The sequence below is a fragment of the Spartinivicinus poritis genome, assembly GCF_028858535.1.
GTDB classification, from domain to species: Bacteria; Pseudomonadota; Gammaproteobacteria; order Pseudomonadales; family Zooshikellaceae; genus Spartinivicinus; species Spartinivicinus poritis.
In genome coordinates this window covers 1-17020 of record NZ_JAPMOU010000042.1, presented here as the reverse complement: position 1 = coordinate 17020, position 17020 = coordinate 1, and the positions used below count along the sequence as shown (strand labels likewise).

Here is a 17020-nt window from a genome sequence, read left to right as displayed (position 1 = left end):
TATTATTCCTTAAAAAGCTCTTAACAGAATTAATTTAAATAGCAAGCGCTAACAAACCATTTAAATGAAATCTAGTAATGAATAATATATACATTATAACTCTTATAATACAAATTCAAACAAGAAAGCTATATTTTTTTACAAGCAGACTTTCTAAGTAGGCAAAACGAATTACAGTAAATATTTACAAACACAAAACCAGTCCTTTCTTGCCAGAGTAAATTTTTACTTACAAATCTATTGATACAATTTCTCGCTCAATGGTTAGAAAAAAAACACTCGCCAAAGTTCCTGTAAATTTTATTACATAGAGTTTGTGTTATTATTTTTGTTAGTTTGCAATAACTATCATCCACAACAAAATTAATAATTTTAAATTAGTCAGATATAGTCAGCACACCAACACCACTATAAGACCAGTGTAAAAATCAGTAAAACCATACAAAAAATCTATTTTTTAATCTTTTTAAACCCTTTCGAATAATTTCTAGGCTCATGAGATCTAATCACTCAAAGGCCGTACCTAACGTATTGGATATATGCAAGCAAGCATGACTTATTAATATCCTTTTCTTCAATACACAAATAATCAAGCTTTTGCTTTTTATACGAAAAATACTTAGTTACAGAAACACAAACTTACAACCTTTATGTAGAACCCAATAATTGATGTACTGACTGACACTGCGGATAATTACTGCTTTACCAGAAAAGAGAATTATTTATGATTAACCTATAATTTTGATAAAAAAATAATAGTGAAAACTATACCAAAAACATATAGCACCAAAGACAATACAGACAACCATGCTACTTTTGATCTCTGTATTTTTTGGGTTTAATTTAAACGGGCAAAGCATTGCCTTTAGCAAAAAAATTTAGACACTGATGCATTTATAATTTTTTTATTTTAATTATGCTGTAATTTTAAAAATAATTAATATGATAACTTAAAAATCTACTATCCCTAGACACAACTGGATTCAACAGAAAACTATCAACTAGCCGACTCTAATTTTTTACCAGCTGGTAAGGTGTAATATACCTTACTTTTCCAAAGATATTTTTTACAATTACCTCTTGCAGCACAATAAAAAAACCTCTGAATAATCAGAGGTTTAACTAACATTCTTTACATAACTGCTCTATAGTGGAATTTAAAACGGTAGTTCGTATAAATACACAAAAGCACTGCCAAACACCCTATAAATATTGATTTCTAAAACATAACATTCAAAAACTGTCAAGTTAATCTCAATTTCATCAAGAATTATAATTGAATATAGATGATTACTTCACCTTAATTGTAAAGATGTTGGTGTAGGTAAACAAATAAGTTTGTAACCAAGAGCTTTATTTGTTGGGGTTGAGGCTCTTTTCTAAGCGCTCCTAACGATAGAATCAGCCTTGCAGACTAACCTAGTTACAAACTTATTTTGTAGCCGGAGCCGCTATAAACGGCAGTATAAGAGCTTACCGACAGTAACCAACTTAAGTGCTATAATATGATCCAAAGTATGAGCAGAAAAGGCAATTCTGGGATCCCCCCCTACAGAAAGAGTATTTCGAAAACTTAATTCAGAGTGGTTACACCGCATTCGCTTTCAAACCAAGCATGAAGCACGCCAAGCGATCTGGGACTACATTACATACTATAACAGCGAACGAAAACATTCAGCTTTAAACTATTAAACACCGATGGAATTTGAGAGAGCTCATCAATTGAAAAAAGCCTCTTAAAAAATTGTTGGGTTTTACTGGACCACTACATTGATTGTCGGCAGACAGTTGAAGCGGAAAAGTAATGTGGTTAATGCCTAAACTTGATTTTAGAAGGGAGTGAAAACCTTGGGGAAACCATATTCCAGCGAATTAGATTCTTTCCAAGACTCAGTTAAATGGGCATTCAATCAGAATGTTAGTTTACTAGAACGGCTCATGGCCTCTTGGGTGGAGGACTATATAGCCGTTGTGGGGTCTGGAGGGTCGTATTCCGCAGCATATACCGTTGCGGAACTAAGAGAATATGCTCAAAGGGTTCCCACTATAGCAATGACTCCGATGGAGTTTGCCACAAAAGGGGCAAGATTTGAATCCACTAAAATCATGCTTTTATCTGCTGAAGGAAAGAATACTGACATATTAGCGTCGGCTAAAACGGCGGCTATGGCAGATATCTCGTGCGCGGCCGTTACTCTAAAAAAAAATAGCCCTCTTGTGGAATACAGTGAGCAAACTGGATCTGTTAGAACTTATTCTTATGACATGCCATGGGAGAAGGACGGCTATCTTGCTACTAATAGCCTGATAGCGACGGTCATTCTCTTCTATAAAGCATTGTTTGGGCCGGAAGAAACAGACCAGCTTATAAGTCGAGAGTTTAATGCTGGTTCGTTACGCAAATATCGTAATCAGTGGTTAACCTGCAGAGCTATTTTAGAATACCCAACTCGACCGATATTAGTACTCCATGACACTCTGACAAAGCCATTTGCAATCGATCTGGAGTCCAAGCTCGCAGAATCTGCATTGGCAAATGTGGAGATTGCAGACTATAGACAATTTGCTCATGGCAGACACCTGAGATTAGTGAATATTAGTAAGGCCCCCTTGATTATTTCAGTAAATAGTTACACTGGTGAAAATATCGCTACGGAGACTTTGAAACTAGTGCCGGCGGGTGTCCCTGTCGCAGTCTTTAGAGTTTCAGGACAAACACCGCAAGAGATATTGATAACCAGTTTGTTAATGGCATCATTTGCCACAGAATCGATTGCAAAGGCATCTGATGTAGATCCTGGCCAGCCTACTATTCCCCAATTTGGCCGGGACATACACAAATTGGATCCAAGTAAAGACTTACATAGTGATATTTGCATCGAAGATGCTCACGGTTTAGCTGCTTATCGAAAGATTGGTAGAACGACTTCGAACTCTGAGCAATTCTCTAAAGTTGTCGATGCATCCCACCGCTATTATTCGAAGTTGTGTAGCGCTAGTATCAAGGCAATTGTAAGTGATTTTGATGGAACTCTATGCAATACCGAAGGTAGGTATGACGGGATGTGCCCAGAAATAAGAGAGGAGCTCTCTAGGTTATTGCGAGAAGGGATTACATTGGTCGTTGCATCTGGGAGAGGAGACTCTCTTCAAAGATGTCTACGACAAGCCATTGATACAAAATACCATGATTCTATTTGGGTTGGTTACTATGGGGGGTCTGTAATAGAGAAGTTAAATGTAGATGTTCAACCCCCTCCCGCAAATATAGGTTTTCAGGAAATATATGAATGGCTTAATTCAATAGCAATATACCATTCCAAAAGGCCCTTAGAAGATATGGCGAAGGGGGGCCAGTTTACTATAAGGCTGGAAAGTAACGCTCAAGCACAAAAGCTTCTCATGGCAATCCGTTCCTGGTTTATTGATACTGATAAAATTGGATGGCGAGTCTTCAGCTCTGGTCATTCTGTAGATGTATTAGATAGTAATACATCAAAAAGAAACGTTATCGAGTTTGTTGCTGAAAATTTTAACTTGTGCCCAAAAAGTGAAATCCTACGATTAGGAGACAGTGGACACGAAGAGGGGAACGACTTTGAACTCCTTTCTGGTGGTCTTTCGCTAAGTGCGGACAAGGTCACTTCATCTCTGCTTTCCTGCTGGAATTACGCTCCGCCTGGTAATAGACAGGCTCGAGCCACCTTGTCATATTTAAAACATCTTACTAAATTCAAAGATGGGCATCGAATTAGCCAATTGATATAGCCTTTGAATAGCTTATAGGGAAATCAGGGCCGATGAAGAAAGAGACCGCTTGGAGGCTTATTGCGAGTCAACTGGAATGGACTGATGCGGAACTTAGCCAAGAATTTCCGGCGTTACAACTTTTAATTAACCTTAAGTATGATCGCTATCAGGGCTTTCAGCCCGCGACTAAATTTCACATAGCCTTTCTTAATTGGCTTAGCCAATTTGATACCCTTGGAAGAAAGCGAAAAGCCTATGCATTTGTGAAGGAAAGGTTGGTTTTTGTCAGCCAACGAGAAATGTATCATTTGGTAAGTTTGATGATGCCAGCTCTAGAACGGATAATGAGGACACGCATAGCAGAAGCTTTGGGAATTAAATTCTATGAGACTTGGTTTAATTCTGAAGCAACTGAGCGTTTAAAGATATCAAGAAGAAAAACTCTATTTGTTGGATTGAGTGATGGTGCGAGAATCGATGTTTTTAGACGATACAATGAGGGAACTGTTTCAAATGAACAAGTCGTTCCCTATAGTGAAATTTCAGAAGATAAATGGAATGACCTTAAGTCTGAGCTACAAAAATGGCTAGAAAAGAAAGGTTATACTAATGAACCAGCGCAATTTGAAGCTGTCTGTTTAGTTGACGATTTTTCAGGGTCGGGGTCGTCGTTAATTCGACCTGATGATGAACAAAAGAATGTTTGGAAGGGTAAAATTCCACGCTTTTATAAAACAAATATGGAGCGAATTGGAAACCAGCTGAAAAAAAACTGTACGATATTCATTCATCATCACCTCGCCTCAAGTCAAGCACAACAGACAATCGACGAGAGTCTAAGAAAGTACAAGGAAGAGCAGTCTGAGTTCGAGTATATTTCCTCATTTTCTTATGTGTTGCCGGATCACATAGTAATTAGTGATGAGATAGATGACGATGAATTAAAAGATATGCTGGCAAACTGCTACGACCCCGGTATTGAAGATAATCATAAGAAGGCAGGAATTTGGTACGGTTATAAACAGTGCGGTTTGCCGCTAGTACTGGATCACAATACGCCAAATAACACGGTTGCAATTTTGTGGGCTCAATCTGGCATTGGAACTAAAAAAGGGCACGTGATGAAACCTTTGTTTGTCAGAAGAGAAAGGCATTCTAGTGATGGATAATCCTTTCATTAAACGTGCTACTGAATATGTTCCGGAAGCCAGCGCGCTACTTCCCTTAGTCAGCCCTACTCCTATACGCGAGTTTTTTCTAAGCGAGCAAGGAGCATTGCTAGAAAAATTAACAATTGTGGTTGGAACACCTGGTTGCGGTAAGACCACTATTGCTAGAATATTAGAATTTGATGCTTTGGATGAGATTTCACGGAATCCAAAGCAAATTAACGGCGAGTTAGCTGGTGTTTTAAGTGATTTAAAGCTTCTGTCAGACCTTGTACCAGTATTGTTGGCTTACCGGCTGCCAATGAGTTCCAATTTTCGGAGCATCTGGGAACTACCCTACTCGGAGCAACTCCGATCCAGTTTATTAAGAGGATTTGTACAGTCAAAAGCGGTACTTGGTTGGTTTCGGCAATTAGAAAAGGCTGAGATTCCAATTGAGGATATTGAAGTTCTATTTAGTGAAGATTCAGAGTCTGCGCACATTTCAATGGGAGCTCGTTCTCCAATTGAATTTAGGGAACACGCTCGTGAGGTAGAGCTTGCAATATTTCGCACCGTGACTTCTTTAATTGCGCCTGACGAAAATACCTTAGCATCTGATTTTATTAACGAAAAATACGATGTCTTCGAAAATATTGTAGGTTTTCGAGTTTCAAATAAAGAATCGTGGAACGGAAAAGGTAGTGTGACCCTTAAGCCGATGATCATCGTAGACGATGCTCATGAACTCCATCCTAGTCAGTATGTATCGTTAAGGGAATGGCTGAAGAAACGGAATATTCAGATATCCCGTTGGGTAATGTGTAGACCTGATGTAGTATCCCCTGAAGACTACAGAGATGTTTTAGCCTCAGATGCCGTAGTGGAATCTAAGTTTGGTACCTCATCTGGCCGCGACTATTTCCTAAAGTTAGTTCAGCTTTCGAGTAATCAGAAAAAAGAATTTAGGAAGATTGCTCGAGACATATGTAAGCGATATATCCCCAGGATTCCTGAGTTTTCACGGCGATCTATAGACGATCTGAGGCTGTTGCTGGATACAAAGGCTTCTGCACTACGTAAAACAGATATCGATAAGTTGCGAAAAATTGTTAATAAAATTCAAGGCGAAGCGCAATTTTCAGATTCGTTAGTGGAAGCTATAAAGAAACGGGTCCCCAGGGACCTTCCTGAGGATGAGAGCTTAGCAGCTTTAAAGATTTTGCTTAACCGAGAAAAGAATAAAACCCCTCAGCTCTCGCTGCTTGGTGAAGATGTTTTTAGGGAAGAGCCAATTACAGAAGATCGTAAAGCTCGGACAGCAGTTATTGATGGCGCAAGAATACAGCTCCTCCATGATTTTGGACGTCCGTATTATTTTGGTATGGAAAAGTTAGCTGATGCAAGCAACTCCAATATTGAACAATTTATAAATCTTTCTGGCGCATTAATAGATGAACTTTTGGCTCAGCTAATTAGAGGGAAGAAGCCACAGCTTTCGCCTTTAACCCAGCATAAAGCTTTGGTGAATAGGGCCAGAAAAATAATTAGCGAATGGGATTTTCCGTATCATGCAGCTGTGCGGAATCTGGTGCAATTTATCGCAAGTCGTTGTGTCGAGAGAACCATGGCACCTAACGCTCCGTTGGATGATGGCCCTAACGCAATAGGAATTCCACAGAGGGAGTTTAATGCAGTATTAGACAGGTCAGAAAGGTTAACGCGAATATTGCATTTTGCTTTTGCGTATAAAGCCATAATATTTATTCCCAACTACAAATGTAAAAAAGAAGAATGGTGTCTATTAGAACTTGGTGGTGTTCCATGTATTGCACATGGCCTAACGCTAGGTAGAGGTGGCTTCATTGAAGATACCTTATCTGGTCTTCAGTCCGCAGTGTCAGAATAGGATCCGCAATGCTAGAAATAATAAGCCATCAAAATCGAGAAGAGTGTCAGACTTTCTTTGAGTCGTATTTTTGCAATAAAAATAAGAATGTCCTATTTATCGGTACACTAGGATTTAATAGCGCATGTTTGCACTTCCCTAAGTTGATTTCATCCATAAACAAGTTTCTTCCTCCTAAATACATATTTTTGAATGAAATCAGACCAGAAGTCTCTCCTGTATTAAATCAAACTGCTTCTCGTAATAAGGCACGCCTGGAAGAATTGATAAATCACGGTGCACTTTCGTTTCCTGAGCTTCAGATCGTAGCTGATGATACAGCAAACGTGGCTGGCCGAAATGCTATCCGAATACTTGGGAACTTAATGAATGGGAGTAGCTATACGGATGTAATTGTTGATGCCACAACTATGTCGAGAGGTGTCTGCTTCCCAGTGGTGAAATATGTTTTTGAACAAAAGAAGAAAGTTTCTAGTATGGATGTTCATGTAGTTATTGCTGAAGATCAGGGCTTCCCCTTGAACGTTAGCTCTATGTCGAGTGATTCCGCGGAGTATATGCACGGATTCCAGAAAGATATGGAAACTGACGGAGCAACTCAGTCTATAAAGCTTTGGTTACCTCAGTTGTCTGAAGACAACCTTTCTTCTCTCAGAAAAATCCATTCAAAAATTCATGCGGAAGAAGTAGCACCAATTTTACCATTTCCCTCGAGCAATCCTCGTCGGGCAGATGATCTTCTAATCAAGTTTCATGAACCGATAGTTAAGGAATGGGACACGAATCTACTAGACTTTATTTATGCTCATGAATCGGATCCAACAGACGTTTTTGAATCTATAAAACGAATAGAAAAAGGGCGCACAGAGGCCTTGAAATCGTATCCAGAGCATCCAACGAGGATGATTTTGTCTCCCACCGGACGAAAAATCGGAAGTCTGGGGATGCTATTTGCGGCTATAGATCTTGATCTTCCAGTGATGTATACGGAAACAATGGGTTATCAATGTACGGCACAAGATGTGCCAGATATACCTATAAGCGAGCCAATAAAAATGTGGCACAATTGGCTGGTTGAAAAGCCTAATGCGTAATCCTTTGCCTCAGAGTAACTAATCATGCGCAGTAATAGAAGAGTAGTTGGAACAGGGTTAATTGCCCTCGACATCTTAATCGATCAGAGAGGGGAAGCTGTTTCTTCAGCCCTTGGTGGCTCTGCAGGCAATGTGTTATCCATTCTTGCTTCCCTGGGCTGGGGCGCAACACCTATTTCTGTCATTGGAAAAGACCATGCAGGAGAAAGGCTTCTTCAAGAGTTTCGTTTGGTTAACGCTAATACGTCTTACCTAAAGCAGTCTAAGCATTTTCGCACTCCAGTAGTATATCAGCACCAGTTGTCTGGAAATGACGGCCCCACTCATAGATTTAGCTTTACATGTCCTCAATGCGGAACAAAGCACAAGCCAAATTTCTGCATCGACGAACGTGTAATCGATGGTAAAGTTCGCTCTGCACCTGACGCGGATGTGTTTTTCCTGGATCGTCCTACCAGGCTAGGATATAAGCTTGCTGAAAGGTATTCTCAGAAAGGCGTTTTTATAGTATTTGAGCCGTCTGCAGTGGGAGATGATCCTGAGCTATTTGAACGTATCCTAAAATATACCAATGTGTTGAAGTATGCAGATGATCGTATACCGGATCTAGACGTTTTTGACCTAAGTAAAGTGGATATAGAAATTCAAACCAAAGGGGCTGATGGACTCAAATTTAGAGCGTCTTCCCTAACTAAAGATTGGGTTTCTATGGGGGCATATAAACTCCCGACTATCAAAGATACCTCAGGTGCGGGTGATTGGTGTACGGCAGGTTTTATACATTCCTTACTTCACAGAACGTCATTGCAGAAAGGCATAACTTATACCTGTATTGCCCATGCTTTGGCATATGGGCAGGTACTATCGACATTTAACTGTATGACAGTAGGGGCTAGAGGCCTTTTATCGGAGTACTCAACGAAGAACATCACTACAGCCGCTACCAGACTTACCAAATCGCGATTCTCGGAGATGTCTGAACTTCAAGATTATCTTTCAGGTGTAGTGTATCAAGAGGGCCTGTACGATTATCTCTATACTAAAAGGTCTCGAAAGTACAGGCCTTCTCCCGATTTATCGGTACTGCAGTCCTTCGAGTGTTGCGGATCGTGACACGTATGCCTTTCACCTTTCAAGCCCTGCGGACGCTTTTCTTACTTGTGGTCTCTTTGGCTCGTAGCTCCTCTCTTACTTCCATTAGTAATACTCCAAGCATATTTCGGCCTTTACCATTGACCTCGCCCCAAGTTCGATTGACGTCGTTGTCTACAGTGGCCGATTCAACCAATCTGGCGTCACCGGTTGATAGGAGGATATCTAGGAGGTCGATGTGCTGTGTGAATTTGGCCAGTAATATAGCTTTCATGCGATCAAATTTAATTTTTGACCAACCAGGGCGAACATCCCACCAGTACAACCCATGAGCAGCCATCGCTACTAAGGAAGGCGACGGTGCACTTAATACCCAATCCCTGACAGAGTCCTTACGAGGTTTTCCTGCTTGATATGCATGTTCAGAAGTTGGGTAAACCCTACCTTCAAACTCAATTTCCCGCTTGTATAGGTTGCTGAAAACACCGTACGGCTTCTCGTTCGCTCGGTAAAATCGTATCTCATTTACTGTTGCTTCTTCTGCTCGTTTTGCCATTACGTTTTTTCCTCGGTGGAGTTGTACTGACTAAGGTTTTAACTTCTTCTTGCTTCCAGTTACTCAGAATCGACGAAAGCTCGTCTTGAGGAAGCAAAGACATCAACCTCAAAAGAGCCAACATCCCTGGAGGCACTGTAGTCCCTCTCATCCATTCGCCAAATGATCGAGATCCAACACCTGCTATAGACGCCAGCTCATCGTATGTAAGCTGCTTTCCTGCGTGAACAGAAAGGTGAAGTTTGAGCTTCATTAACGTATTCTGAAGACTCTCTTCTTTCTGATGCATAAATTACTGTATAAAATGTATGTATAGTTCAATATTCTACATACTATATACACTATAATGTATATTCAGAGAACTTTTTTGTATTCTAAGTGCGTTCAGATTACGGTGCTGAATTGCAAAGAGGCGTTGTTGGAGAGGAGCTTGCAGGCCAATAACAGGAGTATTTGTCCTGGAACCACGGATTGACAGTGGCCAGCAGGAATGTCGATTAAATTACAGTCTCCTTCTTGAGTCCGTGTGAAGTACCCCGGCAGCGGTGGCAAGTACTTCACCAGATAGAGCTGACCGTCCCCAGCGAGATCGGTGAACTGCGGGCCCGAACCTAGCTCAGCCGGTGATGGCAACGTTGCGCAATCGAACTCGTTGTCGGTCGTCTTCCACAGATAGCCAGCCTAAGTGACCGCTTCGAGATAGGAGGCGATCGGTCCCTGCTCGTAGAGAAAGTCCGGGGAGCGAACCAAGCAGTTGAGATGTCGAGTCCTGTCCCGGCGGGGAATCGATAGAACATAAAGGTGTGAGAGAGTATTAAAGTTTGTATCCTTGGGCTAACGGATTAGCCTAGGGATACAAACTTATTTGTTTAACGACAACAACTTTATTCTCCAGCTTTAGGCTATGATTTAAACATCAGCATAAAGTTGTTAACTACATTATTTTCAGGTATGTCGCTAACACCAACCAAAAATCAACGGCTAGCGTTAGACTCAGTTAGATACTTTAGTTGTAAAACTACACTTTCTGGACCGCCATAAACGGCAGTATAGGGTCTTCTGGCTAATCTGTATTAGGCGCGATCTGTTTAAAAATATGACAAGACAAAAGATATTTTATTAACAGTCAATACTTATTCTTTACACATGATTAATGGCGTCATTGCCCACCGCTTTTGAAGAGAAGTCAAAAGGTGTAAATTCGTCTAGATTAACTAATTTCCTGGCTTGCCATAAGTTGTAATTATCTTGCATTTGCAGCCAGCTTTCAGGTGACCGGCCAAGCACTTTAGATAGTTTCAGAGCCATTGCAGGGGAAACATCAGACTTTCCATTTAGTAGACGACTGATGATGCTTGAGCTGACATGAAGATGTCTGGCTAATTCATTAGAACCAATATCAAATTCGTCTAGATACACCCTTTTAATAAATTCACCAGGGTGGATAGGATTATGTTGTTGAATAGCCATATTTTAACACCAATCGGTCGGTGTACCTTTGCGTTCTAGATCAGCACGAATATCACCATAGTGTGAGGCAGCTATGCACCTAAATTCCTAATGACAGATGTCCGTTGGGAATAGAATTCTTGTCCTAACTGACTTCCTATCCTCAGTCGGTATATGACCCCCTATCATATTTTTGGTTCTGTAAGTTCTCTCTGTCAACTGCTCAGTTTATAATAGATTTAACAGAGCTTAAAAATAGTCTGATGGCCAAACTCCTTGAGCATTTTTATGGATACCCCAAAAGCTTATTTTGTTATACGAAGTGATTTAGAACTTAATCCAGCCAAGCTTGCTGTGCAGATAGGTCATGGTACAGACATGATATGGCAACACCAAATTATTGATCAAGCTTCATTCAATGCATGGCTTGATTCCAAGCAGGGTGATAGACGAAAAATTGTGTTAGAAGTTAAATCACTCGAGAAATTGACCAGCTTAAAGGAAAAGTTAGTAAACAACGGCTTCTACTGCTATGACATTGTTGATTCAGGGTATAACTTTGTAGAAGCTAACACCCATACGGGCATAGTAATTTTCCCAACTGCTGCTAATACTAATACAATTAAACGACTGAGAGTTTATAAATAATAGACAGTCTAATTTTTTAAGAGTGTGTAATTCAGTTGAGTGTGAGTCTGTAATTTTAATTGTGTAACTGCTCTTTAAATACTCAGCTCATCAAGAAAACGTAACCGCCCAGAATAGTAGCGGCGACCCTTTTGTTTGTTTTCATTCCAGCCTGAATACAACATAAATACTTCATTCTCAGCACGAGTAAGTCCAACGTAAAATAAGCGACGACTCTCCTTAAGTTCTTCTCCTTGTACTGTAGTGCAGTGTCAATATGTTTAACTGGTCAGGAGTAACCATCACGCCCTCCCAGTCTCGCCATATCCAACCCTTTCGGCGTCCTAGGCATTTTAATATATTCTTGCTCTGAGATTGCCACTCTTGTCGTCAAAATCTATGATGCAACAACAGTCCAGCGTAAATATTTTCACAGGACCTGATTCTACCTGCACTCTTTATACTCTCCCTGATGCTGGAATATCCTTATCAAAAGGCCTAAGAATCTGAGCTGACTCTGTATTAGAAGGCAGGTCAGCACTAGGCAGTGTTGGCTTATCTACGCTAGAAACTTGAATGCCTTTTTGCCTAATATGAAATGCTATTCTCTGCCAGCGCTGCATCCAGAGCACTTCCTTTCGCTTGAAAGCTTCAATTTCAGTCTTCAACCGCTCAATTTCAACAACCAGCTCTTCATTTTCTTTAGTCGCCTGTTCTTTAGTTTTAACCAGTCCACCTGATAAAGCCCTCTTAGCATTATCATAACCTGCCTTAATTTCAGGTTTTGCCTGTAACGACTGTCGGCTAAAACCAAAGCGCTCCTCTAAAATAGCCCAGGTGAGTTTTGAGCCTAACTGCCCCATGGCCCATCGATCCAGATCTCTAACAATAATGGAAATGTCACTTTCAGCCATACGTCTGAACCGCTTAACCATGATCTACCTCTTTTAAAAATTCCTTCGCATTAAATTCTACCACGCCATTGTCAGCCAGTTGTGTTTTCAATGTTTTTAGCTTTTTTTCATTGTGCAACAACCAGTCACTGCTTTTTTTAGGCTTATTAGAAGACATTCGCTGCTCCGCAGCCTCTCTTGAAATTTCTGTTAGTGCATATTGGCGTTTCTGCTCATTCAGACGGCCCTTGTCGTCCTTGGCCCATACGTAATCCATACAGTCAGCTGAACACTGCAGATGGCGCTCACAAGGTATTTGAGAGAAGTTATGAATACAAATACCTGTACCAACATCATGAACTGCCTGAATGCGAGCTTGCAAAATGGCATCTTGCACATTGACTGGTAGGACTTTTATCTGATCAGCCAGTTGACCACCCACAAGCCCTTTTTTAATATCTTCCCTTAACATCAGAGCCCGTTTTTCTCTGGATGTATGCTGGTAAGCTTTTGTATCACGAGGATTTGTTCTTCCAAACCATTCTGTTTGTAGAAGGTCACTTAGCCCCCCTTCATCAAGTAACGTGTTTAGAGTGTGGCGAAAGTGGTGGCTTGTGAAATCGACTTCGATGCTGCTAGAAGCATACTCATCTGCAAGATCAGGAAAATAACGTAGGAACGTTCTGAACATAGCATGGGTGCACTGGGTGGCAGTCCATTTAGAGTAAGCACCGCTAGATAGTCCCTGAAACCTTATCAATAACAAGTCTTTGAGATAGTATTCCTTGCCTTGCTGATCAATATGTATTGGCTGCAAGCACGCCTCGAAAAAGTTCTTTTTACAATATGCTTCAACCCCTTCTTTAGTAGTAAAATAAATGGGGTTAGCAGGCTTTATTCCTTGGCAAGTAACTGCATCTTCATCAGCCCATGCAAAGCCATTTTTTCGAATCCATCCATGACTATGAATTACTTGCGGGTTTATTCCCAAGCCGATAAGGTCTGCTTTATAAAGCTTATGCTCTTTCCCAATGTGCTCCATAAAGGTTAAGTCTGGTCCTTTTACACGACACATTTCCACAGCAGTTCGCCTAGGTGCTGAAGTAATTAATTTAAGCTCATTGACAACACTTTCAACGATAGAAACCACTTCAGAGGGTAAATAAAGCTTTCGCTTCGGTGTAAACACATCACCTCGACTTGCCTTTCTTGGGAAATACTCCAAATAGCGTTTACCATTTAGATCAGAAGAAAGAATTTGGTCTGGAAGGAGCGATATTTCACTAAAACGTCGCCCCGTACAAGCAAGCAACGTTAGTATAAGAACATAAAAACGGTATTTATGATTTTGTGGTATATTTTGATATAGCTCTCCAACTACTTTAAATACTAACGGTTCAACTAGCTTATCAGACTTGTTTTTAGTCGTTTCAGGATCATCTAGTCGTTTATGACCAAGACCACCCGTGTTTTCTGGTCGCTTCATTTTTGAATATTTATATTGCAGCAATACTCGACATAAACCATTTGCATCGCAATGAGCTGCAAATTCCGCGATATGTTTATGCAGATTATATGCAGTACCGTCACTGTAGTGTTGAGTGACCAAACGACAAGCATTGTCTAACACTTCTGGAGTTAACTGGGATAATCTGAGGCCTAACTGATTTGCTGCATAGGCTACATATCCCACTGCGGTGGTAAAGTTACGTTGATTAGGTACAGCCTGATGCTTCCTGTGAAAACGAAGTACAAATAAACTCTTAGTAAGATCATCCCACTCTCCCTGTAAAGGCTCACTACCCAGCTTCTGTGAATACAAAAAGTTAATTGATACCGGCCCTGCATTTTTACCAGTTAACTTGGTTAGCCGACCCGAAACGATCCGCCATAGTGGGCTTTGCCAATCAATAAACTCAAAACCATCTGGCTTCATGAGCTTAGCTTTTTTGATCAAAGCATTAAGATTAGCCTGTCTGTCGCGTTCCATTTGATCAATAAATGGCACAACCTTAGCTTTCCTATTGGAGCGCCCATCAGCCATGAGCAATCTCCTTGGCACAAATATCAGCAACCTGGGCGACTGCAGCTATCACCTCATCAAGCTGGACTCCCAGCCTAGCACTTTCGTACTTTTTAATCCTTTCCTGTCTCCCCTCCAGCAAACACTCTAATACATGCTCATGATCAGCATAGCGATAAGGTTGAAACTTGGGGCAGAGATAACATGAGTAAGGTGGGTCTAAGTGGCAAACTTTCGTTTCACCACAAACACCAATATCAGATTGTTCTCTGGGGTTTGCCTCATCTACAAATATAAGATGCTTATCATCTCTGTCACCATTGATAGCCTCTAAATTATCATTAATAACTTTTCCTTTAAAAAAATTAATATATTTAGAAAATGTTTTGGCGGAAGCCTTATCAAGATGCTCAACTATGTTACCGGCCATTTCAAAATATACCTGAACATGCTGGGTATCTGTATGATCCAAAATTCTAGCTAACTCACGCTTGCTGATACCTTCCGCTACTAGACCTGTAGCCAGTGTATAACGCAATCTACGGGGAGTAACATGCATCAGCTCACCAGTTAATGGGGAAATTATGTTATGCCGCTTAACAAATGCCTGAAGCAATCCACTAATTTCTTTTGAGGCCATATTGAAAGCACTTTTCCATTGTTTGGTAGCAACTGCAGCGCTATTTTTAGCATTTTTTATAAATAATGGTTTTTCAATTTCCAATATTTTTTCACCAGTATTCACTGAAAGTGAGAAGGACTTAGATGCCTCAATTAGATTTAGTAAATGCACTGCAAATGCTGGCTCAAGGTATTCATCTAACATGTCATCTCTAGGGTCTAACTGGCGCTTTTTAATTCTGGGCATTTTCAACACATAACATGGTTCGGAGCTGGCCATTGCAATATTCGACAAATCTTTTTGCTTTAAATAAGTTAAGTTGGCGGGATTGCGACCAAAAGCTATAGAAAGAGCAACAGCTACTTTCTGCTGCAAATGGGAATACACCGAACTTTTATCTTCTTTTAATGCTTTAATTAGCAAAGGCTGCTCTAAAGATCGATGGAGAGGACCCCTTCCCGGATCTTCCTCCCTCACGGCTTCCCCCTTTGGATTTCCAGGAATAACCATCCCTTCAAGCTCTTGGGCATAAACCAAAGAAAAGCCTAATTCAGGGTAATTTTCTGCGCACCATAAGTACCATTGAATAGGCCGATATAGCGCCCAAAGTCTATGCTTAAGCCTTGCAACTGATATTATTGTTTCAAAAAGAGTAATTAGTTTTTCTTCAAACTCAGAAGGACTAGTCACCTCATCGAGCTTAAACTCTCTTTCTCTTGCTACAACCGCAGCAGAAATATCACTCCAATAAACACAGCCTGAATGAGATGAAACACGCTTAACTTGATCAATAATACATTTTTTAATAGACCACTTTAGATAGACACTTTTTACTCGTGAAAAATTAAGAGTACTATACCGATAAACCACAGGTAGTACCCACCTATCTCCACTTGTGTCAATTGCCACACCCTCTCTAGATACAATAGTGTCAGCTAATGGAGTCCACCCTTTCTGCTTAACTAGTTCTTTGACATTAGCTGCTGCACTCAAATCAGATCTCCCTTAACCAGCCCTTTCTGATATGAAACTAATGCTTTATTTGCAATTTCCTCTATTTCCTGAGCAATATATACTGATTGGGATTCAAGACTAGAGTCTCCCCTAAGTAATGCTAATGCCTGACTTCTCCTACCTTCATCAAGCCCTGCAACTCTCAATGCCCGTTCCATTCTCGCTGAAAAAGTATGCCGAAGTGCTTTAGGGGTAAGATGTGAAGGAAGATTTTTTGGATATTTAGCTCTCAGCCGATTAAACAGCTGAGTTAGAGTAGCATAAGATAGTGGCTGACCTTCATCGCTTAGAATAAGATAGTCAGTTTCCTGGCTTGAGTTTAATTCGAGGATATCCCTCCACTTCACAATATACTCATTCAAACACCGAACAAATTCTCTGCTGTTTATTGGCAAAACTCTCCCATTTCTTTTTATTTGTGGTCTTGGCTTCCTGGCATCACTTGGGTCTGGAGGCCTTCTTACAACCCTAAGTGAAGAAATTGAGCCAATTTGTACATCCTCAACCTTCAGGCTCAATAACTCTCCTGGTCTAAGGCCACAGTAAAGCATTATGCAAACCGATATATAGTTTCTATATTTAACAGCTGCAACACTTCCCATTGAGCTTGGACTAGAAGGATCTAAGCTGCCCAACAGGAACTCTTCCTCTTGCTCACTTAATGACTTCCTAAGGCCGGAAACAGACTTTGGCGCTTGAATAAACGCTCCTTCAAGCCACTGATTTAATTGTTTCTTTGCTTCACGAATATATTCATAATTAGTGTTATAGCTAGAAAATTATAAAGTGGCATATTGAAGATGCTGTATAAATAACTTGTCTATATCATCACAGCGATGCTGT

At 40.5% G+C, this 17020-nt stretch carries 13 protein-coding genes and 1 pseudogene; 7 read left to right on the top strand and 7 right to left on the bottom strand.

Features of this window, described 5'->3' with window-relative positions; genetic code table 11:
• Nucleotides 1-1533 precede the first annotated feature (1533 nt).
• The 6 genes from ORQ98_RS29660 to ORQ98_RS22580 all read left to right on the top strand — a co-directional run bounded on the left by ORQ98_RS29660 (nucleotide 1534) and on the right by ORQ98_RS22580 (nucleotide 9014).
• Nucleotides 1534-1692, top strand: coding sequence for an integrase core domain-containing protein (locus ORQ98_RS29660; protein ID WP_425347704.1), 159 nt, complete (start codon nucleotides 1534-1536; stop codon nucleotides 1690-1692).
• Nucleotides 1693-2061: 369 nt separating this feature from the next.
• Nucleotides 2062-3768 carry an HAD hydrolase family protein gene (locus tag ORQ98_RS22600; RefSeq protein WP_274691080.1) on the top strand — a complete coding sequence of 569 codons (1707 nt, stop codon included), beginning with the start codon at nucleotides 2062-2064 and terminating at the stop codon, nucleotides 3766-3768.
• Nucleotides 3769-3800: 32 nt separating this feature from the next.
• Complete coding sequence (locus ORQ98_RS22595; RefSeq protein ID WP_274691079.1) at nucleotides 3801-4919, top strand: phosphoribosyltransferase-like protein; 1119 nt, start codon at nucleotides 3801-3803, stop codon at nucleotides 4917-4919.
• Nucleotides 4912-6807 (top strand): ORC-CDC6 family AAA ATPase, encoded by a 1896-nt coding sequence (locus tag ORQ98_RS22590; protein ID WP_274691078.1) that lies wholly within the window; start codon nucleotides 4912-4914, stop codon nucleotides 6805-6807. The genes ORQ98_RS22595 and ORQ98_RS22590 overlap by 8 nt, the downstream gene beginning before the upstream one ends.
• 8 nt (nucleotides 6808-6815) lie before the next feature.
• Nucleotides 6816-7901, top strand: coding sequence for a hypothetical protein (locus ORQ98_RS22585; protein WP_274691077.1), 1086 nt, complete (start codon nucleotides 6816-6818; stop codon nucleotides 7899-7901).
• 24 nt (nucleotides 7902-7925) lie between these two features.
• Entirely contained in the window at nucleotides 7926-9014 is a 1089-nt protein-coding gene (locus tag ORQ98_RS22580; protein WP_274691076.1) for a PfkB family carbohydrate kinase, read from the top strand.
• A 19-nt stretch (nucleotides 9015-9033) separates the two neighbouring features.
• On the opposite strand, the gene ORQ98_RS22575 is transcribed toward ORQ98_RS22580, so the two are convergent.
• Complete coding sequence (locus ORQ98_RS22575) at nucleotides 9034-9549, bottom strand: riboflavin biosynthesis intermediates N-glycosidase (RefSeq protein WP_274691075.1); 516 nt, start codon at nucleotides 9547-9549, stop codon at nucleotides 9034-9036.
• A gap of 1140 nt (nucleotides 9550-10689) precedes the next feature.
• Nucleotides 10690-11019, bottom strand: coding sequence for a HigA family addiction module antitoxin (locus ORQ98_RS22570; RefSeq protein WP_342455220.1), 330 nt, complete (start codon nucleotides 11017-11019; stop codon nucleotides 10690-10692).
• Nucleotides 11020-11286: 267 nt separating this feature from the next.
• On the opposite strand from ORQ98_RS22570, the gene ORQ98_RS22565 reads away from it, so the two are divergent.
• Nucleotides 11287-11646, top strand: coding sequence for an aminoacyl-tRNA hydrolase (locus tag ORQ98_RS22565; protein ID WP_274691074.1), 360 nt, complete (start codon nucleotides 11287-11289; stop codon nucleotides 11644-11646).
• 74 nt (nucleotides 11647-11720) lie between these two features.
• On the opposite strand, the pseudogene ORQ98_RS22560 reads toward ORQ98_RS22565, so the two are convergent.
• The 5 genes and pseudogenes from ORQ98_RS22560 to ORQ98_RS22540 form a co-directional block, all read right to left on the bottom strand.
• Nucleotides 11721-11873, bottom strand: a pseudogene (locus ORQ98_RS22560) (hypothetical protein); the annotation flags it as partial.
• A 210-nt stretch (nucleotides 11874-12083) separates the two neighbouring features.
• On the bottom strand, nucleotides 12084-12560 hold the full coding sequence (locus ORQ98_RS22555; RefSeq protein ID WP_274691073.1) for a protein kinase: 477 nt from the start codon (nucleotides 12558-12560) through the stop codon (nucleotides 12084-12086).
• The gene (locus tag ORQ98_RS22550; RefSeq protein WP_274691072.1) at nucleotides 12553-14562 is read right to left on the bottom strand and encodes a hypothetical protein; all 2010 of its coding nucleotides are present in this window, start codon (nucleotides 14560-14562) and stop codon (nucleotides 12553-12555) included. The genes ORQ98_RS22555 and ORQ98_RS22550 overlap by 8 nt, the downstream gene beginning before the upstream one ends.
• Nucleotides 14555-16156, bottom strand: coding sequence for a tyrosine-type recombinase/integrase (locus tag ORQ98_RS22545; protein ID WP_274691071.1), 1602 nt, complete (start codon nucleotides 16154-16156; stop codon nucleotides 14555-14557). The genes ORQ98_RS22550 and ORQ98_RS22545 overlap by 8 nt, the downstream gene beginning before the upstream one ends.
• A complete protein-coding gene (locus ORQ98_RS22540; protein WP_274691070.1) occupies nucleotides 16153-16779 on the bottom strand; it encodes a site-specific integrase in 627 nt (208 codons plus the stop codon). The genes ORQ98_RS22545 and ORQ98_RS22540 overlap by 4 nt, the downstream gene beginning before the upstream one ends.
• Nucleotides 16780-17020: the final 241 nt, after the last annotated feature.

What these genes read in the sequence shown, in the direction of transcription:
- ORQ98_RS22540 (WP_274691070.1), bottom strand. Translation starts at nt 16,779, where the DNA reads ATGGGAAGTGTTGCAGCTGTTAAATATAGAAACTATATATCGGTTTGC.
- ORQ98_RS22570 (WP_342455220.1), bottom strand. Translation starts at nt 11,019, where the DNA reads ATGGCTATTCAACAACATAATCCTATCCACCCTGGTGAATTTATTAAA.
- ORQ98_RS22590 (WP_274691078.1), top strand. Translation starts at nt 4,912, where the DNA reads ATGGATAATCCTTTCATTAAACGTGCTACTGAATATGTTCCGGAAGCC.
- ORQ98_RS22580 (WP_274691076.1), top strand. Translation starts at nt 7,926, where the DNA reads ATGCGCAGTAATAGAAGAGTAGTTGGAACAGGGTTAATTGCCCTCGAC.
- ORQ98_RS22565 (WP_274691074.1), top strand. Translation starts at nt 11,287, where the DNA reads ATGGATACCCCAAAAGCTTATTTTGTTATACGAAGTGATTTAGAACTT.
- ORQ98_RS22575 (WP_274691075.1), bottom strand. Translation starts at nt 9,549, where the DNA reads ATGGCAAAACGAGCAGAAGAAGCAACAGTAAATGAGATACGATTTTAC.
- ORQ98_RS22600 (WP_274691080.1), top strand. Translation starts at nt 2,062, where the DNA reads ATGGAGTTTGCCACAAAAGGGGCAAGATTTGAATCCACTAAAATCATG.
- ORQ98_RS22595 (WP_274691079.1), top strand. Translation starts at nt 3,801, where the DNA reads ATGAAGAAAGAGACCGCTTGGAGGCTTATTGCGAGTCAACTGGAATGG.
- ORQ98_RS22550 (WP_274691072.1), bottom strand. Translation starts at nt 14,562, where the DNA reads ATGGCTGATGGGCGCTCCAATAGGAAAGCTAAGGTTGTGCCATTTATT.
- ORQ98_RS22555 (WP_274691073.1), bottom strand. Translation starts at nt 12,560, where the DNA reads ATGGTTAAGCGGTTCAGACGTATGGCTGAAAGTGACATTTCCATTATT.
- ORQ98_RS22585 (WP_274691077.1), top strand. Translation starts at nt 6,816, where the DNA reads ATGCTAGAAATAATAAGCCATCAAAATCGAGAAGAGTGTCAGACTTTC.